The organism is Paracoccus zeaxanthinifaciens ATCC 21588, from assembly GCF_000420145.1.
In the GTDB taxonomy this organism is placed as follows: Bacteria; Pseudomonadota; Alphaproteobacteria; order Rhodobacterales; family Rhodobacteraceae; genus Paracoccus; species Paracoccus zeaxanthinifaciens.
The window spans coordinates 64,918-85,796 of sequence record NZ_ATUJ01000010.1; the positions used below are offsets into that span (position 1 = coordinate 64,918).

Consider the following 20,879-nt stretch of genomic DNA (forward strand, 5'->3'; position numbering starts at 1 on the left):
TCAGCCGTCGAACAGCGTTTGCTGCCCCTGCGGCTGCGGCGCATCGAGGCCCAGGTGCCGCCATGCGCGCGGTGCCAGCTGCCGTCCGCGCGGGGTGCGCGCGATCAGCCCCTGCTGCAGCAGGTAGGGCTCGATCACCTCCTCGATCGCGTCGCGGCTTTCGGACAGGGCCGCGGACAGGGTTTCCACCCCGACCGGCCCGCCGCCGTAATGCTCGGCCATCAACGAGATGTATCGCCGGTCAGCCCCGTCCAGGCCCAGATCGTCCACCCCCAGCCGCGTCAGCGCCATGTCCGCAATCTCGCGCGTGAGGCGGCCATCGCCCTCGACCAGCGCGAAATCGACCACGCGGCGCAGCAGGCGACCCGCGATACGCGGGGTCCCGCGAGAGCGGCGGGCGATCTCCCAGGTGCCCTCCGGCTCGGCAGGCACGCCCAGCATGCGCGCGCCGCGCTGGACGATCTGGTCCAGCTCGGGGATCTCGTAGAATTGCAGGCGGGTCGGGATGCCGAAACGGTCGCGCAGGGGCGTCGTCAGCAGGCCCAGGCGCGTCGTCGCGCCGACCAGGGTGAAGGGCTGCAACTCGATGCGGACCGTGCGGGCGGCAGGCCCCTCGCCGATGACCAGGTCCAGCTCGAAATCCTCCATCGCGGGATAGAGGACTTCCTCGACCGCGGGGTTCATGCGGTGGATCTCGTCGATGAACAGGACGTCGCGGGCTTCGAGATTGGTCAGGATCGCGGCCAGGTCGCCCGCCCGCGCGATCACCGGCCCCGAGGTCATGCGGAAGTTCACGCCCAGCTCGCGCGCCATGATCTGCGCCAGCGTGGTCTTGCCCAAGCCGGGCGGACCGAAGAACAGCGTGTGGTCCATCGCCTTGCCGCGCATCTTCGCGCTTTCGATGAAGACCTTGAGGTTGGCGCGCGCCTCGGCCTGCCCCACGAATTCGGACAGGTTCTGCGGGCGAAGGGCGCGATCCTCGGCGTCGCTCTCCATCTTGTCGGCGCGGAGGACGGGGTCAGGTTGGCTCATGCATGCCCCCAGGGGCCGTCGTTGCGGTCATCGCCACCGCTGCGCGGGATGCGGCTGGCGGTCTGCGGTTCGGGACGCGCCGGCTGCATCGCCATCAGGCGGGCGATGCGTTCCTCGGTCGGGGGATGAGTGGCGAACAGCTTGTCGGCGCGCAGCGCGTGCAGGGGGTTGATGATGAACATCGAGGCCGCGGCCGGGTTGCGCTCGGCCGGGACGTTGACGCTGCGCCCCGCCGCCCGCGCGATCGAGGCCAGCGCCGTGGCCAGCGCGCGCGGGTTGCCGCAGATCTGCGCGCCCATCGCGTCGGCCTCGTATTCCCGGGCACGAGAGATCGCCATCTGCACCAGCATCGCGGCCATGGGGGCCACGATCATGGCGACGATCGCGCCAAGCGTGCCGCCGCGTCCCTCGCGGTTTCCGGTGAACAGCATCATGTTGCCCATCATCGCGATGGCACCCGCCATGGTCGCGGTGACGGTCATGGTCAGCGTGTCGCGATGCTTGATATGGGCCAGCTCATGCGCGATCACGCCGGCGATCTCGTCCCGGTCCAGCGCGTTCAGCAGGCCTTGGGTGACGGCGACGGCGGCGTTCTGCGGATTGCGTCCGGTCGCGAAGGCGTTCGGCTGCTCGGTCGGCAGAAGGTACAGCTTGGGCATGGGCAGATCGGCGCGGCGGGCCAGGTCGGCGGTCATCCGGTACAGGTCCGCGCCCTGCTGGGGCGACAGCTCGACCGCGCCCTGCTGGCGCAGGACCATCTTGTCGCTGTTCCAGAAGGCGAAGAAGTTCATGCCCCCCGCGATCAGCAGGGCAAGTATCGCGCCGCCCTGCCCGCCCATCATCCAGCCAAGCCCCATGACCAGCGCCGTCAGCGCGGCCATCAGCATGAAGACCTTCATATTCCCAGCCATCGCCAGCCCCCCTGATCAGTCCTTGGGCGCCAGAAGCCGCAGCGCCGCGCGGATCAACGCGGGCGTCGCAGCCGCGGGTTCCGCAGCCTGCGCCTCGGCCACGGCGCTGGCCGCCTCGGAGGGACCATAGCCCAGGTTCGACAGCGCCGACAGCGCATCGGCCATGGCCTGCCCGCTGTCCTGCGCAGGTTTGCGCGGGGGGCGCGCCTCGGTGCCGGGCATCGAGCCCGGCGCCGAGGCGGCGGTCGCGACGGGCTCGATGCCCGTCTCGACCGCATCCGCCCCGCCAAGCACATCGCCCGCATCGACCGTCAACGATCCCCCAAGCGCCATGACCGAGGGCGCCTTGTCCTTCAGCTCCAGCACGATCCGCTGCGCGAGCTTCGGCCCCACGCCGTTCGCCTTGCGCACCGACGCCCAGTCCCCAAGCGCAATCGCCCGCGACAGCCCCTCGGCCCCGAGCGTCCCCAGGATCGCCAGCGACACCTTCGCGCCCACCCCCTGGACCGAGGTCAGCAGCCGGTGCCATTCCTTTTCCAGCATGGTCGGGAAACCGAACAGCTGCAGCAGGTCCTCGCGCACCATCAGTTCGGTATAGAGGGCGGCCGCCTGGCCCACGGGCGGCAGCCCCGCCGCCGTCCTCTCGCTGACATGGACGATATAGCCCACGCCGCGCACGTCGATCAGCACGTGATCGTTCGCGCGGTGCAGGATCACGCCCGCGATGCGCCCGATCATGCCGCACCCCGCTTGGCCGTCACCGCGCGCAGGTTCCGCCCCTGCAGATGCCGCGCGTGGCAGATCGCGATCGCCAGCGCGTCGGCCGCATCGGGGTTGTCGAAGACCACGCCCGGCAATTGCACGCGGATCATGTGCTGCACCTGTTCCTTGCCAGCATGACCCACGCCGACGACGGTCTTCTTGACCGCGTTCGGGGCGTATTCGCCGATCTCCAGCCCGGCCTCGGCGGGGGCCAGAAGCGCCACGCCGCGTGCCTGGCCCAGCTTCAGCGTGCCGGTCGCGTCCTTGTTCACGAATGTCTGCTCGACCGCGGCGGCGTCGGGTGCGTGGATGCGGATCACCTCGCACAGGCCACGGAACAGCGTGGACAGGCGCGGGCCCAGGTCCAGCGCCCCGTCCGAATGCACGCATCCGTTCGCGACATGGCGGATGCGCGGGCCGTCCACCTCGATCACGCCCCAGCCCATGTTCCGCAAACCGGGATCGATGCCCAAGACCTTCATGCTGCCCCCTTTTTTCCGATGGCTAGCACGAAGCGGGAACATCTGACCAGAAGAAACGGCCGCGCACTATTCCTCGATCACGTCCAGCACGCCCGGAACCGCACGCAGCGCCTGGCGGGCGGGCGTGGTCAGGGGCGCGTCGTTCGCGACCTCGATCTCGATCAGCTCGTCGCCCTCGCGGATGCGCAGGCGCACCGGACCGCGTGCGCGCGACGGGGCGACCAGCTCGGCCTGGATGCGGCCAAGGGTCTCGGCCAGGCGACCGACCGTGTCGACGCCCTGGATCTCGACCGCCAAGGACCCTGCCCCCGCATCCGCGACGAAATCCTCGAGGCTGGCGACGCTGTTGGCCAGCATCTTCACCTGTTCCCCCGAGGGCTCGACCTTGACCTGCAGGACCACGTTCATCCCCGATTCCAACCGCTCTCGCGATGCGTTCAGCAGGTCCGAGAACAGCGTGACCTCATATAGCCCGGTCGGATCGGACAGGCTGACGAAGGCGTATTGCGTGCCCTTGGCCGATTTGCGCTCCATCCGGGCGGCAACGGTGCCCGCGATGAAGGCGACCATGGGGCCGCCCGCGGCCTCTGCGGAAATCTCGGCCAGGGTCTGGACCTTCTTGCGACGCAGCGCGGTCTGGTAATCGTCCAGTGGGTGGCCCGACAGGTAGAAGCCGACGGCCTTGTGTTCCTCGCCCAGCTTCTCGGTCGGCAGCCAGACCTGCGCGATGGCCGGGCGCGGCGGCGGCAGATCCTCGCCCCCACCGAACAGCGAGGACTGGTTCGAGGCCGCCTGTTCCTGCACGGCGGCCGACCACGCGACCAGCCCGTCAAGCGATTTCAGCACCCGTGCGCGGTTGTCGTCCAGCAGGTCGAACGCGCCTGCGCGCGCCAGCATCTCCAACGGGCGCTTGCCCACGCGCTTCATGTCCACGCGACGGGCGAAATCGTTGATGTCGCTGAAGGGCCGGTCGCCGCGCGCCTCGTGAATCAGGCGCATCGCCTCGATCCCCACGCCCTTCAGCGCGCCAAGGGCATAGAAGATGCGCCCCTTGCCCGTGGTGAAGGTCGGGGCCGAGCGGTTGACGCAGGGCGGCACGATCTCGATCCCCATGCGGTCGCATTCGCGCTTGTAGATCGCCAGCTTGTCGGTCAGGTGGATGTCGCAGTTCATCACCGCGGCCATGAATTCGACCGGATGGTTCGCCTTCAGCCATGCCGTCTGATAGCTGACGACCGCATAGGCCGCCGCGTGCGACTTGTTGAAGCCGTAATTCGCGAACTTCTCCAGCAGGTCGAAGACCTCGCCCGCCTTCTTTTCCGACACGCCGTTCTCGACGCTGCCCTTGATGAATTTCGGACGCTCCTTGGCCATCTCGGCGGCGATCTTCTTGCCCATCGCGCGGCGCAGCAGGTCGGCGCCGCCAAGCGAATATCCCGCCATGACCTGGGCGATCTGCATCACCTGTTCCTGGTAGACGATGATGCCCTGCGTTTCCGCCAGGATGTGGTCGATGCTGGGATGGATGGATTCCAGTTCCCGCGCGCCGTTCTTCACGTCGCAATAGACGGGGATGTTCTCCATCGGGCCGGGGCGGTACAGCGCGACCAGCGCCACGATATCCTCGATGCAGGTCGGGCGCATGCGGCGCAGCGCGTCCATCATGCCGCTGGATTCCACCTGGAACACCGCGACGGTGCGGGCGCTGGCGAACAGGTCATAGCTGGCCTTGTCGTCCAGCGGGATGGTGTTGATCTGGTTCTCGGTCCCGGCGGGGGGCTGGTACAGCTCTCGGCCCTCGGCATCGACATGCAGGGGGCGGCCCGCACCGTTGATCAGATCGACCGCGTTCTGGATGACCGTCAGCGTCTTGAGGCCGAGGAAGTCGAACTTCACCAGGCCGGCCTGCTCGACCCACTTCATGTTGAACTGCGTCGCGGGCATGTCGGATGCCGGATCGCGATACAGCGGGACCAGCTGGTCCAGCGGCCTGTCCCCGATCACCACCCCCGCCGCGTGGGTCGAGGCGTTGCGGTACAGCCCCTCCAGCTGCTCGGCGTAATCCAAGAGACGGCCCACGACCTCCTCACGCGCGGCCTCGCGCAGGCGCGGTTCCTCGGCGCGGGCCTTGGTGATGCTGACGGGCTTCACGCCCTCGACCGGGATCATCTTGGACAGGCGGTCCACCTGGCCGAAGGGCAGCTGCAGCACGCGGCCCACATCGCGCACTGCGGCCTTGGACAGCAGCGCGCCGAAGGTGATGATCTGGCCGACCTTCTCCTTGCCGTATTTCTCCTGCACGTAGCGGATCACCTCTTCGCGGCGGTCCATGCAGAAGTCGATGTCGAAGTCGGGCATCGACACGCGTTCGGGGTTCAGGAAGCGTTCGAACAGCAGCGAATATCGCAGCGGATCGAGGTCCGTGATCGTCAGCGCATAGGCCACGAGGCTGCCCGCCCCCGAACCGCGCCCCGGCCCGACGGGGATGTCGTGATCCTTGGCCCAGCCGATGAAATCCGCGACGATCAGGAAATAGCCGGGAAAGCCCATCTGCTCGATGATGTTCAGCTCGAAATCCAGGCGCTGCTGGTATTCCTCGGGGGTGACGGCATGGGGGATGACCTTCAGGCGGGCCTGAAGCCCCTCGTTCGCCTGGCGGCGCAGTTCGGCCACCTCGTCATCGGCGAATTTCGGCAGGATGGGGGCGTGCTTGCTGACCGCGAAGGCGCAGCGGCGGGCGATCTCGACCGTGTTCTCCAGCGCCTCGGGCAGGTCGGCGAACAGGACCGCCATCTCCTCGGGGGACTTGAAATAGTGCTGCGACGTCAGGCGGCGGCGCGGCTGGGGCTGATCGACATAGGCCTTCTCGGCGATGCAGATCAGCGCGTCATGCGCCTCGTACATGGCGGGCTTGGGGAAATAGACGTCGTTCGTGGCGACCAGCGGCAGGTCGCGGGCATAGGCCAGCTCGATCAGGCCTGCCTCGCTGGCGGATTCCGCGGGCATCAGGGTGCCGTTCTCGGACGGGTGGCGCTGCAGTTCGACATAGAGCCGGTCGCCGAAGGCATCCGCCAGCCGGGTCGTCAGCGCGGCGGCCTTGTCGCCCTGCCCCTGCGCGATCAGCTGGCCAAGCGGCCCGAGCGCCCCGCCCGTCAGGCAGATCAACCCCTCGGCCCGCGCGCACAGCTCGTCCAGGGTCACATGCGGCAACGCGCCCCCTTCGCGCAGGTAGATGCACGAGGACAGCGCCATCAGGTTCATCCAGCCCGCGCGGTTCTGCGCCAGAAGCACGACCGGCCCCGTCGCGTCGGCCTGCACCGTCACCTGGCAGCCGATGATGGGCTGCACACCCTTGTCCTTGGCCTTCACGCTGAATTCCAGCGCGGCGAACATGTTGTTCGTATCTGTCAGCGCGACGGCCGGCATGCCCATTTCGGCGGCAATTGCGGGCATTTTGCCGACAGGAATGGCACCTTCCAGCAGGGAATGCTCGGAATGTGTGCGAAGATGGATGAATCGGGGGGATTTTGCGGCCATGATTGCAACAGTATCGCAGCCTGACCAAACAGCGCAATTGCCAGCCCCGCGATTTGCGGTCTAAGCAGGCCGGGTTTCTCGCAAGGCTCGACAGGGGAAGGTGAATTTGGACAGCGCCACGGTGTTTCGCGCAGATGGGGTCGGCAAGACCTATCCCGGTGTGCGCGCGAATGACGACGTTTCCTTCGAGATCGCCAAAGGCGAGATCCACGCCCTGCTGGGCGAGAACGGCGCCGGGAAATCCACGCTGGTCAAGATGATCTATGGCCTCGTGCGGCCCGATGACGGGCACATGACGCTGCTGGACCGCCCGCACGAACCGTCCGACCCGCGCGCGGCCCGTGCGGCGGGCGTGGCGATGGTGTTCCAGCATTTCAGCCTGTTCGACGCGCTGACAGTGGCCGAGAACATCGCCCTGGGGATGGAGAACCCGCCCCCCCGGCGCGAGCTGGCCGACCGGATCACCAAGGTCAGCCACGAATTCGGCCTGCCGCTGAACCCCGCGCGTCGCGTGGTCACCCTGTCGGCAGGCGAACGCCAGCGGGTCGAGATCATCCGCTGCCTGCTGCAGAACCCGCGCCTGCTGATCATGGACGAACCCACCAGCGTGCTGACCCCGCAAGAGGCCGAGCTGCTGTTCGCGACCCTGCGCAAGCTGGCGGCGCAGGGGACGGCGATCCTCTATATCAGCCACAAGCTGGAAGAGATCCGCGCCCATTGCGACCGCGCCACGATCCTGCGCCATGGACGCGTGGTGGACAGCTGCAACCCGCGCGACCATTCCGCCAACCAGCTTGCCGCCATGATGGTCGGAGGAGAGATGCGCGCCGTCGACCGCTCGGGCCGCAACGCGGGCGAGACGCTGCTGGACCTGCGCGACCTGTCCCTGCCCGCCCCCACGGCCGAGGGCGTGGCCCTCAAATCCGTGTCCCTGTCGCTTCGCGCGGGCGAGATCCTGGGCATCGGCGGCGTCGCGGGCAACGGACAAGAGGAATTGCTGGCGGCCCTGTCGGGCGAGATGCCGTCGACCCCCGGCACCCTGAGTGTCGAGGGCGCCGACCTGTCGCAGGCCGGTCCCGCCGCCCGCCGCCGCGCGGGCCTTCTGGCCGCCCCCGAGGACCGGCTGGGCCATGCCGCCGTGCCCGATTTCAGCCTGACCGAGAACACGCTGCTGACCGCGGGCGACCGCAAGTCGCTGGTCCGGCGCGGGCTGATCGACCATGACGCCGCGCGCGATTTCGCGCAGGCCGTGATCGCCACCTTCGACGTGCGCACCCCCGGTCCCGGCACCGCCGCCAAGGCGCTGTCGGGCGGCAACCTGCAGAAATTCGTCATCGGCCGCGAGGTCCTGCAGGACCCGCGCGTGCTGGTCGTGAACCAGCCCACATGGGGCGTCGATGCGGGCGCTGCCGCCGCCGTGCGCCAGTCGCTGCTGGATCTTGCGCGATCGGGCGCGGGCGTCATCGTCATCAGCCAGGACCTGGACGAGATCCTGGAGCTGTCCGACCGTTTCTGCGCCCTGAACGAGGGCCGCCTGTCCGATCCGGTCCCGACCGAGGGGCTGACCCTCGAACGCATCGGCCTGATGCTGGGCGGCGCACACGGGATGGAGGAGGCTCGCATATGATCCAGCTTGTTCCGCGCACGGGCGCATCCGGCCTGTGGCAGGTCGCGACGCCCGTCCTTGCCGTGCTGGCCACCATGCTGACGGGCGGGTTGCTGTTCGCGCTGCTGGGCCACGATCCGGTCGCCGCGATCCGCACGATCTTCTGGGATCCGCTGTTCGGCATGGCCGCGTCCTATTCCCGCCCGCAGCTGCTGGTGAAGGCCGCGCCGCTGATCCTGATCGCGTCGGGGCTGGCCGTGGGTTTCCGCGCCGGCATCTGGAACATCGGCGCCGAGGGTCAATACATCATCGGCGGGATCACCGGCGCGGGCGTGGCGCTTGCGCTCCATCCGCTGGATGCGTTCTGGATCTTTCCGGCGATGGTGCTGGCGGGGCTGGCGGGCGGCTGGGCCTGGGGCATGATCCCCGCCCTGCTGCGCAACTGGTTCGGCGCGTCCGAGATCCTCGTGTCGCTGATGCTGGTCTATGTCGCCCAGCGCGTGGCGGCATGGATGGCCTTCGGCCCGATGAAGAACCCCGAGGGCTTCGGCTTCCCCGGTTCGCGCAACCTGCAGCAATACCCCTCGGCCTCGAACCCGGAGCTGTTCGCGAATACCGGCGCGCATTGGGGCGTCTTCGCGGCGCTTGCCGCCGTCGTCGCGACATGGGTGCTGATGAGCCGCCACATCCGCGGCTTCCACATCCGCGCGGCGGGCACCGCGCCCCGTGCCGCGCGTTTCGCGGGCGTGCGTCCGCAGGTGCTGGTGGCCTTCTGCCTGGGGCTGTCGGGCGCGCTGGCCGGTGCGGCGGGCCTGTTCGAGGTCGCGGGCCCCGCGGGCCAGGTCACCGACAAGCTGGGCGTTGGCTACGGCTTCACCGCGATCATCGTGGCGTTCCTTGGACGGCTGCATCCGGTCGGCATCCTGCTGGCGGGGCTGCTGCTGGCGCTGACCTATATCGGGGGCGAACTGGCGCAGCTGACCATGCAGCTGCCCGCCGCATCCGTGCAGGTCTTCCAGGGGATGCTGCTGTTCTTCCTGCTGGGCTTCGACATCCTGACCCGGTTCCGCATCGTCCGGAGGGTGCGCGCATGATCGATCCGCTTTCGGTCTTCCTGCTGCTGCTGTCGGCTTCGACCCCGATCCTGTTCGCCGCCCTGGGCGAGCTGGTCGTCGAACGCGCTGGCGTCCTGAACCTGGGCGTCGAGGGGATGATGATCACCGGCGCGCTGGCGGGCTTCGCGGTCGCGCATGCGACGGGCAACCCCTTTGCGGGCTTCGTCGCCGCCGCCGTCGCGGGGGCTGCCATATCGACCCTGTTCGCGGCGCTGACGCAGGCGTTCCTGGCCAACCAGGTCGCATCCGGCCTTGCGCTGACACTGTTCGGGCTGGGCCTTGCCGCCATGTTCGGCAAGCCGTTCGAGGGGGTGAAGGCGCCCCCTATGCCCGCAGGCCCCCTGGGCATCAACTGGATCGTCTGGCTGGGCCTTCTGGCGGTGCCCGCGATCTGGTGGTTCCTGACCCGGTCGCGGCGCGGCCTGATCCTGCGCGGCGTGGGCGAGAACCACGAGGCCGCCCACGCCCTGGGCTATGACGTGCGGCTGACGCGGCTGGCGGCCATAGCCTTCGGCGGCGCGATGGCCGGGATCGGCGGGGCGTTCATCTCGATCGCGACGGTGCTGCAATGGACCGAGGGGATGACCGCGGGCGCGGGCTGGATCGCGCTGGCCATCGTCGTCTTTTCCAACTGGACGGCAGTCGGCGTGCTGGCGGGGGCGTGGCTGTTCGGCGGAGTGACGGTGCTGCAGCTGCGGCTGCAGGCGGCGGGGGTGAACGTGCCCGTGCAGCTTCTGTCGATGGCGCCCTATCTTGCCACGATCATCGTCCTCGTGCTGATCTCGGGTCGGCAGAAATACAGCCGCCGTGCAGGGGCCGCCGCGCCCGGATCGCTCGGCCAGAACTTCCACGCGCTGCGCTGAACGCAGCCGTCCATCAGAGAGGGTAGACATGAAACGCAGAACACTTCTCGCCGGCGCCGCCGCGCTTTCGGCCCTGATCGCCGCGCCCGCCATGGCCCAGGACGAGCCGCTGAAGGTCGGCTTCATCTATGTCGGCCCGGTCGGCGACGGCGGCTGGACCTATCAGCACGACCTGGGCCGCCAGGCGGTCGAGGCCGAATACGGCGACCGCGTGGAAACCACCTTCATCGAAAGCGTGCCGGAAGGCGCCGATGCCGAACGCGCGCTGACCCAGCTGGCGCTGGCGGGCAACAAGCTGATCTTCGCGACCAGCTTCGGCTTCATGGACCCGACCATCAACGTCGCCGCGAAGTTCCCGGACGTGAAGTTCGAACACGCGACCGGCTACAAGCGTGCCGACAACGTCGCGACCTATGACGCCCGCTTCTACGAGGGTCGTGCGGTCATCGGCACCATCGCGGGCCGGATGACGGAGTCGAACAAGATCGGCTATATCGGGTCCTTCCCGATCCCCGAGGTGATCCAGGGCATCAACTCGTCCTTCATCCACGCCCAGAAGGTGAACCCGGATGTCGAGATGAAGGTCGTCTGGGCCTATAGCTGGTTCGATCCGGCGAAAGAGGCCGACGCCGCCGCCGCCCTGCTGGCCGAAGGCGTGGACGTGATCCTGCAGCACACCGATTCCACCGCACCGCTTGCCAAGGCGCAAGAAGCAGGTGCCATCGGCTTCGGCCAGGCCAGCGACATGGCGGCCTTCGCCCCCAGCCCCCGCGTGGCGTCCATCATCGACAACTGGGCGCCCTATTATGTCGAGCGAGTGGGCGAGGTGCTTGACGGCACCTGGGAAAGCAAGGCCACCTGGGCCGGCATCGGCGACGGAGAGGTCGAGATCGGCGAGATCACCGAGGCCGTCCCCGCCGAGGTCAAGGCCGAGGCCGAGGCCCTGCGCGACGCGATCGGCGCGGGTGAATACCACCCCTTCACCGGCCCGCTGAACAAGGCCGACGGCACCGCCTGGCTGGCCGAGGGCGAGACCGCCTCGGACGAGGATCTGCAGTCGATGAACTTCTATGTCGAGGGCATCACCGCCCAGATCCCGCAGTAAGACGACAGGCGCCCCGCCCCCGCGGCGGGGCGCCCCCTCACATGCCTTGCACGCCTGCCTGCATCATGTGCATGATGACGGAACCGTTACCGGACCACCCTCATCCCGCAGGACATCATGAGATTCCCCGACCCCGGCCCGCTTCTGTTGCCGGTCTATCGCAGGGCGCCCAGCCCGTGGACATTCGCGATCGAGACGATCGGGCGCAGGCGCAGGCGCGCGCCGGTCACGCTGGACGTGATGACCTCGGTCGGGGGCAGGGATGCGGACGTGGTGCAGGTCATGCTGCAATCGCTGTGCGACAGCCACCCGCGCGACCGGATCCGCTTCTGGCTGTTCCACCTGCATCTGGGCCCCGAACAGATCGCGGGGATCGAGCGGTTCTGCGCGGGGCTTCCCAATCTGGACCTGCATGTCGTCCATGTCACCCTGCACCAGGAATTCGCCGAGCTGAGCAAGCTGGGGCAGAAGCCCTTCGGCGCGCGTTTCCTGTGGTACCTGGCGCATGAATACCTGCCCGCCGATCTGGACCGCGTGATCTATCTCGATCCGCTGGACGTGATCGTTATGGACGACCTCGTGCCCTTCCTGAACCAGCCGCTGCTGGGGCGGATGCTCGCGGCCTGCCGGGAACTGCCCTTCAGGCCCCCGCTGCTCGTCCGCCCCGTGACCGAGGCCGACCTTGCGCCCAGGGCGATGGCACGCACCCGCCGCATCGGGCACGGGCTGATCAACAGCGGGGCGATGGTGCTGAATCTTGCGCGCATGCGGCGCGAGGATCGCGGGCTGGCCCCCTATCTGGACATGGCGCGGATAATCGCGGAACGGACCGACATGCCCTTCGGGGACCAGGGGCTGTTCTCGATGACGCATGGCAGCGACTATGCCCGCGCGCATGACCGCTACAACCTACGCTTCCACATGGCACCGCCGGGCATGTTCCGCCCCGCGATGGCGCATTTCGCCGGGCGCATCGCCAAACCCTTCCACCTGCGCCTGAACGAACGGCAGGAAAGGCTGATCCTGGACCGCATCGCCACGCTGAACCGCCCCGGCATGCCCCTGAACGCCACGCAGACCATCAAGGCGCAGGACCTGCCCTATTACCGCCTGTGGTGGGAAATCTGCGCGCGCACCCCCGTCCATGACCGCATCGCGCCCCTTGCGGATCGCCATGCGGCCAGGCTGCTGGACGATCAGCCCATGCGTTCGCTGGCATAGCTCCCGGGCGAGGGCGGGAAGACCACGGTCTTGTCGCCGTTCAGGAAGACCCGCCCGTGGATATGGGCGTGGATGGCGCGGGCCAGCACCTGCGCCTCGACGTCGCGGCCAAGGCTGACATAGTCGCCGGGCGACTGGGCGTGGGTGACGCGGACGGTGTCCTGTTCGATGATCGGGCCTTCGTCCAGGTCGGCAGTGACATAGTGGCTGGTCGCGCCGATCAGCTTCACGCCACGCTCGTAGGCCTGCTTGTAGGGATTCGCCCCCTTGAAGCTGGGCAGGAACGAATGGTGGATGTTGATGATCCGCCCCGACATCTTGCGGCACATCTGATCGGACAGCACCTGCATGTAGCGCGCCAGCACGACCAGCTCGGCGCCCGTCTCCTCGACGATGCGCATCTGCTGGGCCTCGGCCTCGGGCTTGTTCTCCTTCGTCACCTTGATGCAGTGGAAGGGGATGTCGTGGTTCACGACCAGCTTCTGGTAATCCATGTGGTTGCTGATCACCGCGACGATGTCGATCGGCAGCGCCCCGATCCGCCAGCGATACAGCAGGTCGTTCAGGCAATGCCCGAAGCGGCTGACCATGATGACCACCTTCGGCTTGCGCGCCTGGTCGTGGAAATCGGCCTGCATGCCGAACTGCTCGGCGATGGGGGCGAAATCGTCGCGCAGCTCGTCCAGCCCGGCAGCCCCTTCGGAGCGGAAGCTGACGCGCATGAAGAAGCGCCCCGTCTCGGCATCGTCGAACTGCGCGCTGTCGGTGATGTTGCAGTCGTGGCGGGCCAGAAAGCCCGAGATGGCCGCGACGATCCCGCGGGTGGATTCGCAGGTGACGCGCAGGGTGAAGCTGTCCATCTGGAGTGACGTCCTTTCGCTGTCCTTCTTTCCCGTCATTTCGGGCAGATGGCGCTGAAAGACAATCGCGTTTCCGACGCGCGGCGGTCGGGGCGCGACATCATGGCCGCGCCCCTTGGTTTCAGGCGGCGGGCATCCGCGCCTCGATCATGCCGGCATACCAGCTGGAGCCTGCGGGGATCGCCTCGTCGTTGAAGTTGTAGGCGGGGTGATGGACCATCGCGGTATCGCCGTTGCCGACCCAGATATAGGCGCCCGGACGCTCGTTCAGCATATAGCTGAAATCCTCGCCGCCCATCATCGGCTCCATGTCGGTCTTGACCGAACCGGCGATGCCCTGGGCCACGTCGATGGCCCAGTCGGTCGCCTGCTCGTCGTTCATCGTCACGGGATAGCCGCGTTCGTAATCGACCTTGGCGGTGGCCCCCATCGCGGCGGCGATGTTCGTCGCCACGCGGGTGATCCCCTCCTGCAGCTGGTCGCGCACCTGCGGATCGAGACTGCGCGCCGTGCCCTTCAGCTTCACCACCTGGGGGATCACGTTATGCGCGGTCGAATCGGTGGACACGACGCAGACCGAGATCACGGCATTCTTCAGCGGGTCGATGTTGCGCGACACGACCGACTGCACGGCCACGATGATCTGCGCGGCGGTCAGGGTGGTGTCGATGCATTCATGCGGCTTGGCCGCGTGGCCGCCCTTGCCCGTCACGGTGATGTCGAACTGGTCGGCGGCGGCCATCATCGGGCCGGGCTTGATCGCGAACTGGCCGACGGGCATGCCGGGCATGTTGTGCATGCCGTAGAACTCGTCGATCTTCCAGCGGTCGACCAGACCGTCCTCGACCATGGCCAGGCCCCCTGCCCCGCCTTCCTCGGCGGGCTGGAAGATCACGATGGCCGTGCCGTCGAAATTGCGCGTCTCGGCCAGGTATTTCGCCGCGCCCAGCAGCATGGCGGTGTGGCCGTCATGGCCGCAGGCATGCATCTTGCCGGGGGTCTTGCTGGCATATTCGACGCCGGTCTGTTCCTCGATCGGCAGGGCGTCCATGTCGGCGCGCAGGCCCACGACGCGGCCCTTGCTGTCGGTGCGACCCTTGATGACGCCGACGACGCCGGTGCGGCCCACGCCCTCGACCACCTCGTCGCAGCCGAAATCGCGCAGCAGGCCCGCGACCTTGCCGGCCGTGCGATGCACGTCATAGAGCAGTTCGGGATGTTCGTGGAAATCGCGACGCCACGCGGTGATCTCGGGCAGCAGTTCGGAAAAGCGGTTCTTGATCGGCATGTCTTTCTCCTTCGCGGGCAAGACTGGCGCGAGGATGCAGATACTGCAAGTCTCGCATCGCAGCCGTCCCGAAAATTGCATGGGGCCGACCGCCGCGCGGGCAGCCCACCTCTGGGCGCCTCAGCCGTGGGTGACGGGATCGACCAGCACGCGGTGCCCCGGCGCGACCTCGCGATAGACCGACGGCACGGGCTGATAATCGACCGGATGGATCGGCGAGGGGATCGGGCGGAAGTTCAGATCCTCGGAGATCTTCTTCTGGCGCGGATCGGCCACCGGCACCGCCGACATCAGCTGGCGGGTATAGCTGTGCTGAGGGTTCTCGAAGACCTGCTGGCGGGTGCCCAGTTCGACGATCCGGCCCAGATACATCACGCCGACATGGTGGCTGACGCGTTCCACCACGGCCATGTCGTGGCTGATGAACAGCATCGAGATGCCCAGATCCTGCTGCAGTTCCATCAGCAGGTTCAGCACCTGCGCCTGCACCGACACGTCCAGCGCGGACACCGCCTCGTCGGCGACGATCAGGCGCGGGTTCAGGGCCAGCGCGCGGGCGATGGCGATGCGCTGGCGCTGACCGCCCGACATCTCGTGGGGGAAGCGGCGCATGAAGCTGCGGGGCAGCTCGACCCGGTCGAACAGGGTGGCGATGCGGTCCTCGCGTTCCGACCGGCTGCCGATGCCATAGTTCTGCAGCGGCTCGGCCACCTGGTCGTACAGGTTCATGTGCGGGTCGAGGCTGGCGAAGGGGTCCTGGAAGATCATCTGCATGTCGCGCCGCGCCTTGCGCAGCCCCGATTGCGACAGCGCCAGCACGTCCGTCCCGCCCAGGTCCACGCTGCCGCTGTCGGGTTCGACCAGCCGCAGGATGGAACGCCCGCAGGTCGATTTCCCGCAGCCCGATTCCCCCACCAGTGACAGCGTCTCGCCCGCGTTGATCGAGAAGCTGACATCCTCGACCGCGTGCACGCGCGCGACGGTGCGGCGCAGAAGGCCGCCCTTGACCGAGAAGCGCGTCGTCAGGTTCCTGACCGTCAGCAGCGGCTGGGGATCGGCCACGATGATCGGCTCGGGGGCGCCGTGGCTGCCGTCGCGCATCAGGCGCAGGCGTTCGGGCGCGGGCTTGCCCGTCATCTCGCCCAGCCGCGGCACGGCGGCCAGCAGCATCTTGGTATAGTCCTTCTGGGGCGCCTCGAAGATCTGCTCGACCGGGCCCTCCTCGACCTTGTCGCCGCGATACATCACCACCACCCGATCCGCCATCTGGGCGACCACGGCCATGTCATGGGTGATGAAAAGAACAGCAATCTGCTTTTCCCGCTTCAGACGGTCGATCAGGGCCAGGATCTCGGCCTGAATGGTGACGTCCAGCGCGGTGGTCGGTTCGTCGCAGATCAGCAGGCGGGGTTCGCAGGCCATGGCGATGGCGATGACCACGCGCTGGCGCATGCCCCCCGACAATTCGTGCGGATACTGGTCCAGGCGGCGTTCGGGTTCGGGGATGCGGACCTGGCGCAGGATCTCCAGCGCGCGGGCGCGGGCCTCGGCTTTCGACATGCCGCGATGGGCGATCAGCCCCTCGGTCAGCTGGTCGCCGACGGTGAAGACCGGGTTCAGCGCGGTCATCGGTTCCTGGAAGATCATGCCGATCTGGTTGCCGCGGATGTCGCGCATCACGCCGCCGGGCTGCTGGGCCAGGTCGATGTCGCGGCCCTTGTCGTCGGTGAACATCAGGCGCCCGCCCGCGATGGTCCCGCCGCCGAATTCCACCAGCCGCATCAGCGACAGCGAGCTGACCGACTTGCCCGAACCGGATTCGCCCACCACGCAGACGCATTCGCCGGGCTTGATGTCGAAGCTGACATCCTTGACGCCCACGACCACCCCGTCGCTCGTATCGAATTCGACGCGAAGTTTCTCAATGGAAACAAGTGGTTTGTCGTCAAGCATCGCGGCCCCCTGAAGAAGTACAAGCGCGAAGGCTAATCGCTGCCCGCGAAAAGTCAAAGGCGAATGCCGTCAGGGCACCGTCGCGAATACTCTTGCATTGATTGAAGGCTTCATCCGAAGATGACGCCATTCCGCAGGGCGACGACACGATGAAAGAAGCACCCGCGACACATAAGGGACGGACGCAAGAAAAACAGCCGAATGGCTGATCGTGCCGGGGCAACGACCGCGGACCACAACACCCAACAGGAGAGTGTGATGAAACTGAAGACTGTTCTCATGGGCGCTGCCGCCGCATTGGCGATGGCCCCGGCTGCCATGGCGGAACGCGGCAGCGACGGGCAGCTGAACCTGATCCTCTGGCAGGCGCCCTCGACGATGAACCCCTATCTGTCGGGCGGAACCAAGGAAATCATCGCGGGCAGCCTGACGCTCGAGCCGCTGGCCGGCTATGACGCGCAGGGCAACATCTATCCGCGCCTCGTGACCGAGATCCCCACGATGGAGAACGGCGGCATCCCCGAGGACATGACCTCGGTCACCTGGAAGCTGCGCGACGACATCAAGTGGTCGGACGGCAGCGCCTTCACCGCCGAGGACGTGGTCTTCACCGGCGAATACTGCATGCATCCCGAGGGCGGCTGCTCGCAGCTGGCCAAGTTCGAGGGCGTGACCTCGATCGAGGCGATCGACCCGCAGACGGTCAAGATCACCTTCGCGGCGCCCCGCCCCGATCCCTTCTCGGCATTCGTCGGCTCGCAGTCGCCGATCCTGCAGAAGGCCCAGTTCGAGAACTGCATCGGCTCGAACGCGCCGACCTGCACCGACCAGAACTTCAACCCGATCGGCACCGGTCCCTTCGCGGTGACCGAGTTCCTGACGAACGACACCATCTCGCTGGAGGCGAACGGCGAATATCGCGACCCGGCCAAGCCCGCCTTCGCGACGGTGCTGGTCAAGGGCGGCGGCGACGCGGCAGGTGCCGCGCGCTCCGTGCTGGAAACGGGCGAGTTCGACTATGCCTGGAACACCCAGCTGGCCCCCGACGTCATCGAGGGCATGGAAGCCGCCGGTCGCGGCAAGGTGGCGGCGGCCTTCGGCAGCCTCGTGGAACGCCTGCATGTCAACCTGACCGACCCGTCCTCGTCCCTGCCCGAGGGCGAGCGTTCGACGCTGGAGCATCCGCACCCGTTCCTGTCGGACCCCGCCGTCCGCAAGGCGCTGTCCATGGCCATCGACCGCGAGCTGCTGGTCGAGATCGGCTATGGCCCCGCGGGCAAGCCGACCTGCAACTATGTCCCCGCCCCCGAGGCATGGGCATCCGAGAACACCGAATGCCTGACGCAGGACATCGAGGGCGCGAACGCCCTGCTGGAGGAAGCCGGCTGGGTGATGAACGGCAACGGCGTGCGTGAGAAGGACGGCGTGACGCTCAGCATCACCTACCAGACTTCGGTCAACGCGGTGCGCCAGGACTTCCAGGCGCTGATCAAGCAGTGGTGGTCCGAGATCGGCGTCGAGACCGAGCTGAAGACCATCGATGCCTCGGTCTTCTTCGGGTCGGATGCGGGCTCGCCCGACACCCTGCAGAAGTTCTATGCCGATATCGAGATGTATGCCGACAACTTCGACGGCACGAACCCGGCGCCCTACCTGGCCAAGCATACCTGCAGCAAGGCCCCCTCGCCCGCGAACCAGTGGCAGGGTGAGAACACCAGCCGCTTCTGCAACGAGGAATACGACCAGATGGTCGCCGACCTCGAAGGCATCGTGGATGCGGACGAACGCGCGGCGATGGGCCGCAAGATGAACGACATGCTGACCAAGGACAACAACGTCATCATCCCCATCGTCTATCGCGGCACCGCCTCGGCCCATTCGAACACGCTTGGCGGCGTGGAGCTGAACGCATGGGACAGCGAGATCTGGAACGTGGCCGACTGGACCCGCATCGAGGAATGACGACCCCTGCCGCCCCGGCCACGCGCCGGGGCGGCGCCACCTCTCTCCTGGGGACGGCGCGGCCGTGTCCAGGACGGGGCCCGAGCCGGGGCCCGAGCCGGGGGCGGAGTCCCATGCCCGTCCACATCATGACCGAGGCGCCATGCTGAATTTCACTATCCGCCGGCTTCTGCTGGCGATCCCCACCCTTCTGTTCATCTCGCTGGTGATCTTCCTTCTGCTGGAGGCATCGCCCGGCGATCCGCTTGGCGACGTGCCCCTGACCGTCCCCCCCGAGGTGCGCGAACGCATGCGCGCGGCCCTGGGCCTGGGCGAGCCCTGGCCCGTCCGCTACGTGCTGTGGCTCAAGCAGTTCTTCTGGGTCGAGCCGCTCTACTGGTTCGACCAGATCTTCGGCACCGCTTATGCCGCCGACATGCAGCGCATCATCAGCTTCCAGTCGCGCAGCCCCGTCTTCGACGTGATCGCGCAGCGCGTTCCCCAGACGCTGACGGTCGTGGGCATGTCCTATGTCGTGGGCATCCTGATCGCGATCCCGATCGGCATCCTGTCGGCCTACAAGCAGTATTCCTGGTTCGACCAGATCGGCACCTTCGTGTCGATGATCGGCTTCTCCATGCCGACCTTCTTTACCGGCGTCGTGCTGATCATCGTCTTCGCGGTGAACCTGCAATGGTTCCCCTCGGTCTATGACACCACGCACGAGGTGACGGACTGGGACAGCTTCCTGGTGCAGGCGCGGCAGATGGTGATGCCGGTGACGGTGCTGGCGCTGTACAACGCCGCGCAGATCAGCCGCTTCATGCGGTCCTCGATGCTGGACAACCTGGGCCAGGACTATGTCCGCACGGCGCGGGCCAAGGGGCTGACCGAACGCAAGGTCGTGCTGAAGCACGTCCTGCGCAACAGCCTGATCCCCGTCGTCACGGTCATCGCACTGGGCCTGCCCGCCGTCTTCGGCGGCGCGATCATCACCGAACAGGTGTTCAAGGTGAACGGCCTCGGGCAGCTGCTGATCACCGCGATCCACGGCAGCGACATCCCGATGGTGCTGACGCTGACCTTCATCTTCGCCATCCTGATCGTGGTCTTCACCCTGATCGCCGACATTCTCTACGGGGTTCTGGACCCAAGGATCCGCTATGACTGAGCCGCAACGACCCGAAACGCACCCGACCGACGCGCTGAAGGCCGCTGCCGGAAACGCCGCCACCCCCGAGGGCGCAAGCCCGCCCGTCGTGCCGCCCGCCGTGCCGAATGTCGCCGAACCCGAGATCGTCCAGACCCGCAGCCAGTGGCGCGACGTCTGGCGGCAGTTCCGCAGCCACCGGGGCGCGATGGTCGCGCTGGCGATCTTCGTGTTCATTATCCTGTTCGTGTCGGTGGGACCGCTTCTGTGGAGCATCGACCCGACCTATGTGGACATCCGGGCGCGGAACTCGGGCTTCTCGCTGGCGCATCCGCTCGGGACCGACCAGCTGGGTCGCGATCTCTTGGCGCGGTTGATGGCCGGCGGGCAGGTGTCGATCGCCGTGGGCCTGACGGCCATGGCCATCGCCATCTTCCTGGGCAGCCTGGTGGGCGTCGTCTCGGGCTATTTCCGCAGGCTGGACGCGCCGCTGATGCGCCTGACGGAACTGTTCCTGGCGCTGCCGCTGCTGCCCCTGCTGCTGCTGATGGTCACGCTGTTCCGCGAACCGCTGTCCCAGACCTTCGGGTCGGCCTTCGGGATCTTCCTGCTGATCGTGTCGGCGATCGGGGCCACCAGCTGGATGCAGTCCGCCCGCATCGTCCGGGGCGAGGTGCTGGGCCTGAAAGAGCGCGAGTTCATCCTGGCCGCGCGATCCATCGGCACGCCCTCGCATCGCATGATCGTCCGGCACATCCTGCCCAACGTGCTGTCGCCCATCATGGTGGCGGCCACCCTGGGCATCGCGACGGCGATCATCACGGAATCCGCGCTCAGCTTCCTGGGGCTGGGCTTCCCGCCCGATTTCCCGACCTGGGGGCGGCTTCTCTATGATGCGGTGGACCAGATGGTGCTCTATCCGCAGCGGGTGATCTTCCCGGGGCTGATGATCTCGCTGACGGTACTGTGCGTGAACTATATCGGGGACGGATTGCGCGACGCGATGGACCCGCGCATCCGCGGACGCTGAATACGAAAGGGGGCCGGATCGGC

At 67.4% G+C, this 20,879-nt stretch carries 16 protein-coding genes; 8 read left to right on the forward strand and 8 right to left on the reverse strand.

Going from position 1 to position 20,879, the window contains the following annotated elements:
* The 5 genes from ruvB to dnaE all read right to left on the reverse strand — a co-directional run bounded on the left by ruvB (position 1) and on the right by dnaE (position 6,724).
* Positions 1–1,032, reverse strand: a complete 1,032-nt coding sequence (gene ruvB, locus F804_RS0110680) for a Holliday junction branch migration DNA helicase RuvB (RefSeq protein ID WP_028725880.1) — start codon at positions 1,030–1,032, stop codon at positions 1–3.
* Positions 1,029–1,943: a zinc metalloprotease HtpX gene (htpX, locus tag F804_RS0110685; protein WP_028725881.1), complete on the reverse strand. Its 915-nt coding sequence runs from the start codon at positions 1,941–1,943 to the stop codon at positions 1,029–1,031. The genes ruvB and htpX overlap by 4 nt, the downstream gene beginning before the upstream one ends.
* 15 nt (positions 1,944–1,958) lie before the next feature.
* On the reverse strand, positions 1,959–2,681 hold the full coding sequence (gene ruvA / locus F804_RS0110690; RefSeq protein WP_022707742.1) for a Holliday junction branch migration protein RuvA: 723 nt from the start codon (positions 2,679–2,681) through the stop codon (positions 1,959–1,961).
* Complete coding sequence (gene ruvC / locus F804_RS0110695) at positions 2,678–3,187, reverse strand: crossover junction endodeoxyribonuclease RuvC (protein WP_022707743.1); 510 nt, start codon at positions 3,185–3,187, stop codon at positions 2,678–2,680. Before ruvC ends, ruvA begins: the two co-directional genes overlap by 4 nt.
* A gap of 66 nt (positions 3,188–3,253) precedes the next feature.
* Complete coding sequence (dnaE, locus tag F804_RS0110700) at positions 3,254–6,724, reverse strand: DNA polymerase III subunit alpha (RefSeq protein ID WP_022707744.1); 3,471 nt, start codon at positions 6,722–6,724, stop codon at positions 3,254–3,256.
* A 106-nt stretch (positions 6,725–6,830) separates the two neighbouring features.
* On the opposite strand from dnaE, the gene F804_RS0110705 reads away from it, so the two are divergent.
* The 5 genes from F804_RS0110705 to F804_RS0110725 all read left to right on the forward strand — a co-directional run bounded on the left by F804_RS0110705 (position 6,831) and on the right by F804_RS0110725 (position 12,634).
* Entirely contained in the window at positions 6,831–8,351 is a 1,521-nt protein-coding gene (locus F804_RS0110705) for an ABC transporter ATP-binding protein (RefSeq protein WP_022707745.1), read from the forward strand.
* Positions 8,348–9,424, forward strand: a complete 1,077-nt coding sequence (locus F804_RS0110710; protein ID WP_022707746.1) for an ABC transporter permease — start codon at positions 8,348–8,350, stop codon at positions 9,422–9,424. Before F804_RS0110705 ends, F804_RS0110710 begins: the two co-directional genes overlap by 4 nt.
* Entirely contained in the window at positions 9,421–10,308 is an 888-nt protein-coding gene (locus tag F804_RS0110715; protein ID WP_022707747.1) for an ABC transporter permease, read from the forward strand. Before F804_RS0110710 ends, F804_RS0110715 begins: the two co-directional genes overlap by 4 nt.
* A gap of 28 nt (positions 10,309–10,336) precedes the next feature.
* Positions 10,337–11,413 (forward strand): BMP family ABC transporter substrate-binding protein, encoded by a 1,077-nt coding sequence (locus F804_RS0110720; protein WP_022707748.1) that lies wholly within the window; start codon positions 10,337–10,339, stop codon positions 11,411–11,413.
* Positions 11,414–11,530: 117 nt separating this feature from the next.
* Entirely contained in the window at positions 11,531–12,634 is a 1,104-nt protein-coding gene (locus tag F804_RS0110725; RefSeq protein WP_022707749.1) for a glycosyltransferase family 8 protein, read from the forward strand.
* Here the strand turns inward: F804_RS0110725 and purU are convergent.
* The 3 genes from purU to F804_RS0110740 form a co-directional block, all read right to left on the reverse strand.
* Entirely contained in the window at positions 12,610–13,494 is an 885-nt protein-coding gene (gene purU, locus F804_RS0110730; protein ID WP_022707750.1) for a formyltetrahydrofolate deformylase, read from the reverse strand. The genes F804_RS0110725 and purU overlap by 25 nt on opposite strands.
* Before the next feature lie 121 nt (positions 13,495–13,615).
* Positions 13,616–14,782 carry a M20 aminoacylase family protein gene (locus F804_RS0110735; RefSeq protein ID WP_022707751.1) on the reverse strand — a complete coding sequence of 389 codons (1,167 nt, stop codon included), beginning with the start codon at positions 14,780–14,782 and terminating at the stop codon, positions 13,616–13,618.
* A gap of 120 nt (positions 14,783–14,902) precedes the next feature.
* Entirely contained in the window at positions 14,903–16,735 is a 1,833-nt protein-coding gene (locus F804_RS0110740; protein WP_022707752.1) for an ABC transporter ATP-binding protein, read from the reverse strand.
* Positions 16,736–16,993: 258 nt separating this feature from the next.
* On the opposite strand from F804_RS0110740, the gene F804_RS0110745 reads away from it, so the two are divergent.
* The 3 genes from F804_RS0110745 (at position 16,994) to F804_RS0110755 (ending at position 20,856) form a co-directional block, all read left to right on the forward strand.
* Positions 16,994–18,697 (forward strand): peptide ABC transporter substrate-binding protein, encoded by a 1,704-nt coding sequence (locus F804_RS0110745; protein ID WP_022707753.1) that lies wholly within the window; start codon positions 16,994–16,996, stop codon positions 18,695–18,697.
* Between the two features lie 142 nt (positions 18,698–18,839).
* Positions 18,840–19,847, forward strand: coding sequence for an ABC transporter permease (locus F804_RS0110750; protein WP_022707754.1), 1,008 nt, complete (start codon positions 18,840–18,842; stop codon positions 19,845–19,847).
* On the forward strand, positions 19,840–20,856 hold the full coding sequence (locus F804_RS0110755; protein ID WP_022707755.1) for an ABC transporter permease: 1,017 nt from the start codon (positions 19,840–19,842) through the stop codon (positions 20,854–20,856). The genes F804_RS0110750 and F804_RS0110755 overlap by 8 nt, the downstream gene beginning before the upstream one ends.
* Positions 20,857–20,879 lie beyond the last annotated feature (23 nt).

What these genes read in the sequence shown, in the direction of transcription:
- F804_RS0110750 (WP_022707754.1), top strand. Translation starts at nt 18,840, where the DNA reads ATGCTGAATTTCACTATCCGCCGGCTTCTGCTGGCGATCCCCACCCTT.
- F804_RS0110740 (WP_022707752.1), bottom strand. Translation starts at nt 16,735, where the DNA reads ATGCTTGACGACAAACCACTTGTTTCCATTGAGAAACTTCGCGTCGAA.
- htpX (WP_028725881.1), bottom strand. Translation starts at nt 1,943, where the DNA reads ATGGCTGGGAATATGAAGGTCTTCATGCTGATGGCCGCGCTGACGGCG.
- F804_RS0110755 (WP_022707755.1), top strand. Translation starts at nt 19,840, where the DNA reads ATGACTGAGCCGCAACGACCCGAAACGCACCCGACCGACGCGCTGAAG.
- F804_RS0110715 (WP_022707747.1), top strand. Translation starts at nt 9,421, where the DNA reads ATGATCGATCCGCTTTCGGTCTTCCTGCTGCTGCTGTCGGCTTCGACC.
- ruvB (WP_028725880.1), bottom strand. Translation starts at nt 1,032, where the DNA reads ATGAGCCAACCTGACCCCGTCCTCCGCGCCGACAAGATGGAGAGCGAC.
- F804_RS0110725 (WP_022707749.1), top strand. Translation starts at nt 11,531, where the DNA reads ATGAGATTCCCCGACCCCGGCCCGCTTCTGTTGCCGGTCTATCGCAGG.
- ruvC (WP_022707743.1), bottom strand. Translation starts at nt 3,187, where the DNA reads ATGAAGGTCTTGGGCATCGATCCCGGTTTGCGGAACATGGGCTGGGGC.
- ruvA (WP_022707742.1), bottom strand. Translation starts at nt 2,681, where the DNA reads ATGATCGGGCGCATCGCGGGCGTGATCCTGCACCGCGCGAACGATCAC.
- F804_RS0110735 (WP_022707751.1), bottom strand. Translation starts at nt 14,782, where the DNA reads ATGCCGATCAAGAACCGCTTTTCCGAACTGCTGCCCGAGATCACCGCG.
- F804_RS0110710 (WP_022707746.1), top strand. Translation starts at nt 8,348, where the DNA reads ATGATCCAGCTTGTTCCGCGCACGGGCGCATCCGGCCTGTGGCAGGTC.
- F804_RS0110720 (WP_022707748.1), top strand. Translation starts at nt 10,337, where the DNA reads ATGAAACGCAGAACACTTCTCGCCGGCGCCGCCGCGCTTTCGGCCCTG.
- dnaE (WP_022707744.1), bottom strand. Translation starts at nt 6,724, where the DNA reads ATGGCCGCAAAATCCCCCCGATTCATCCATCTTCGCACACATTCCGAG.
- purU (WP_022707750.1), bottom strand. Translation starts at nt 13,494, where the DNA reads ATGGACAGCTTCACCCTGCGCGTCACCTGCGAATCCACCCGCGGGATC.
- F804_RS0110745 (WP_022707753.1), top strand. Translation starts at nt 16,994, where the DNA reads ATGAAACTGAAGACTGTTCTCATGGGCGCTGCCGCCGCATTGGCGATG.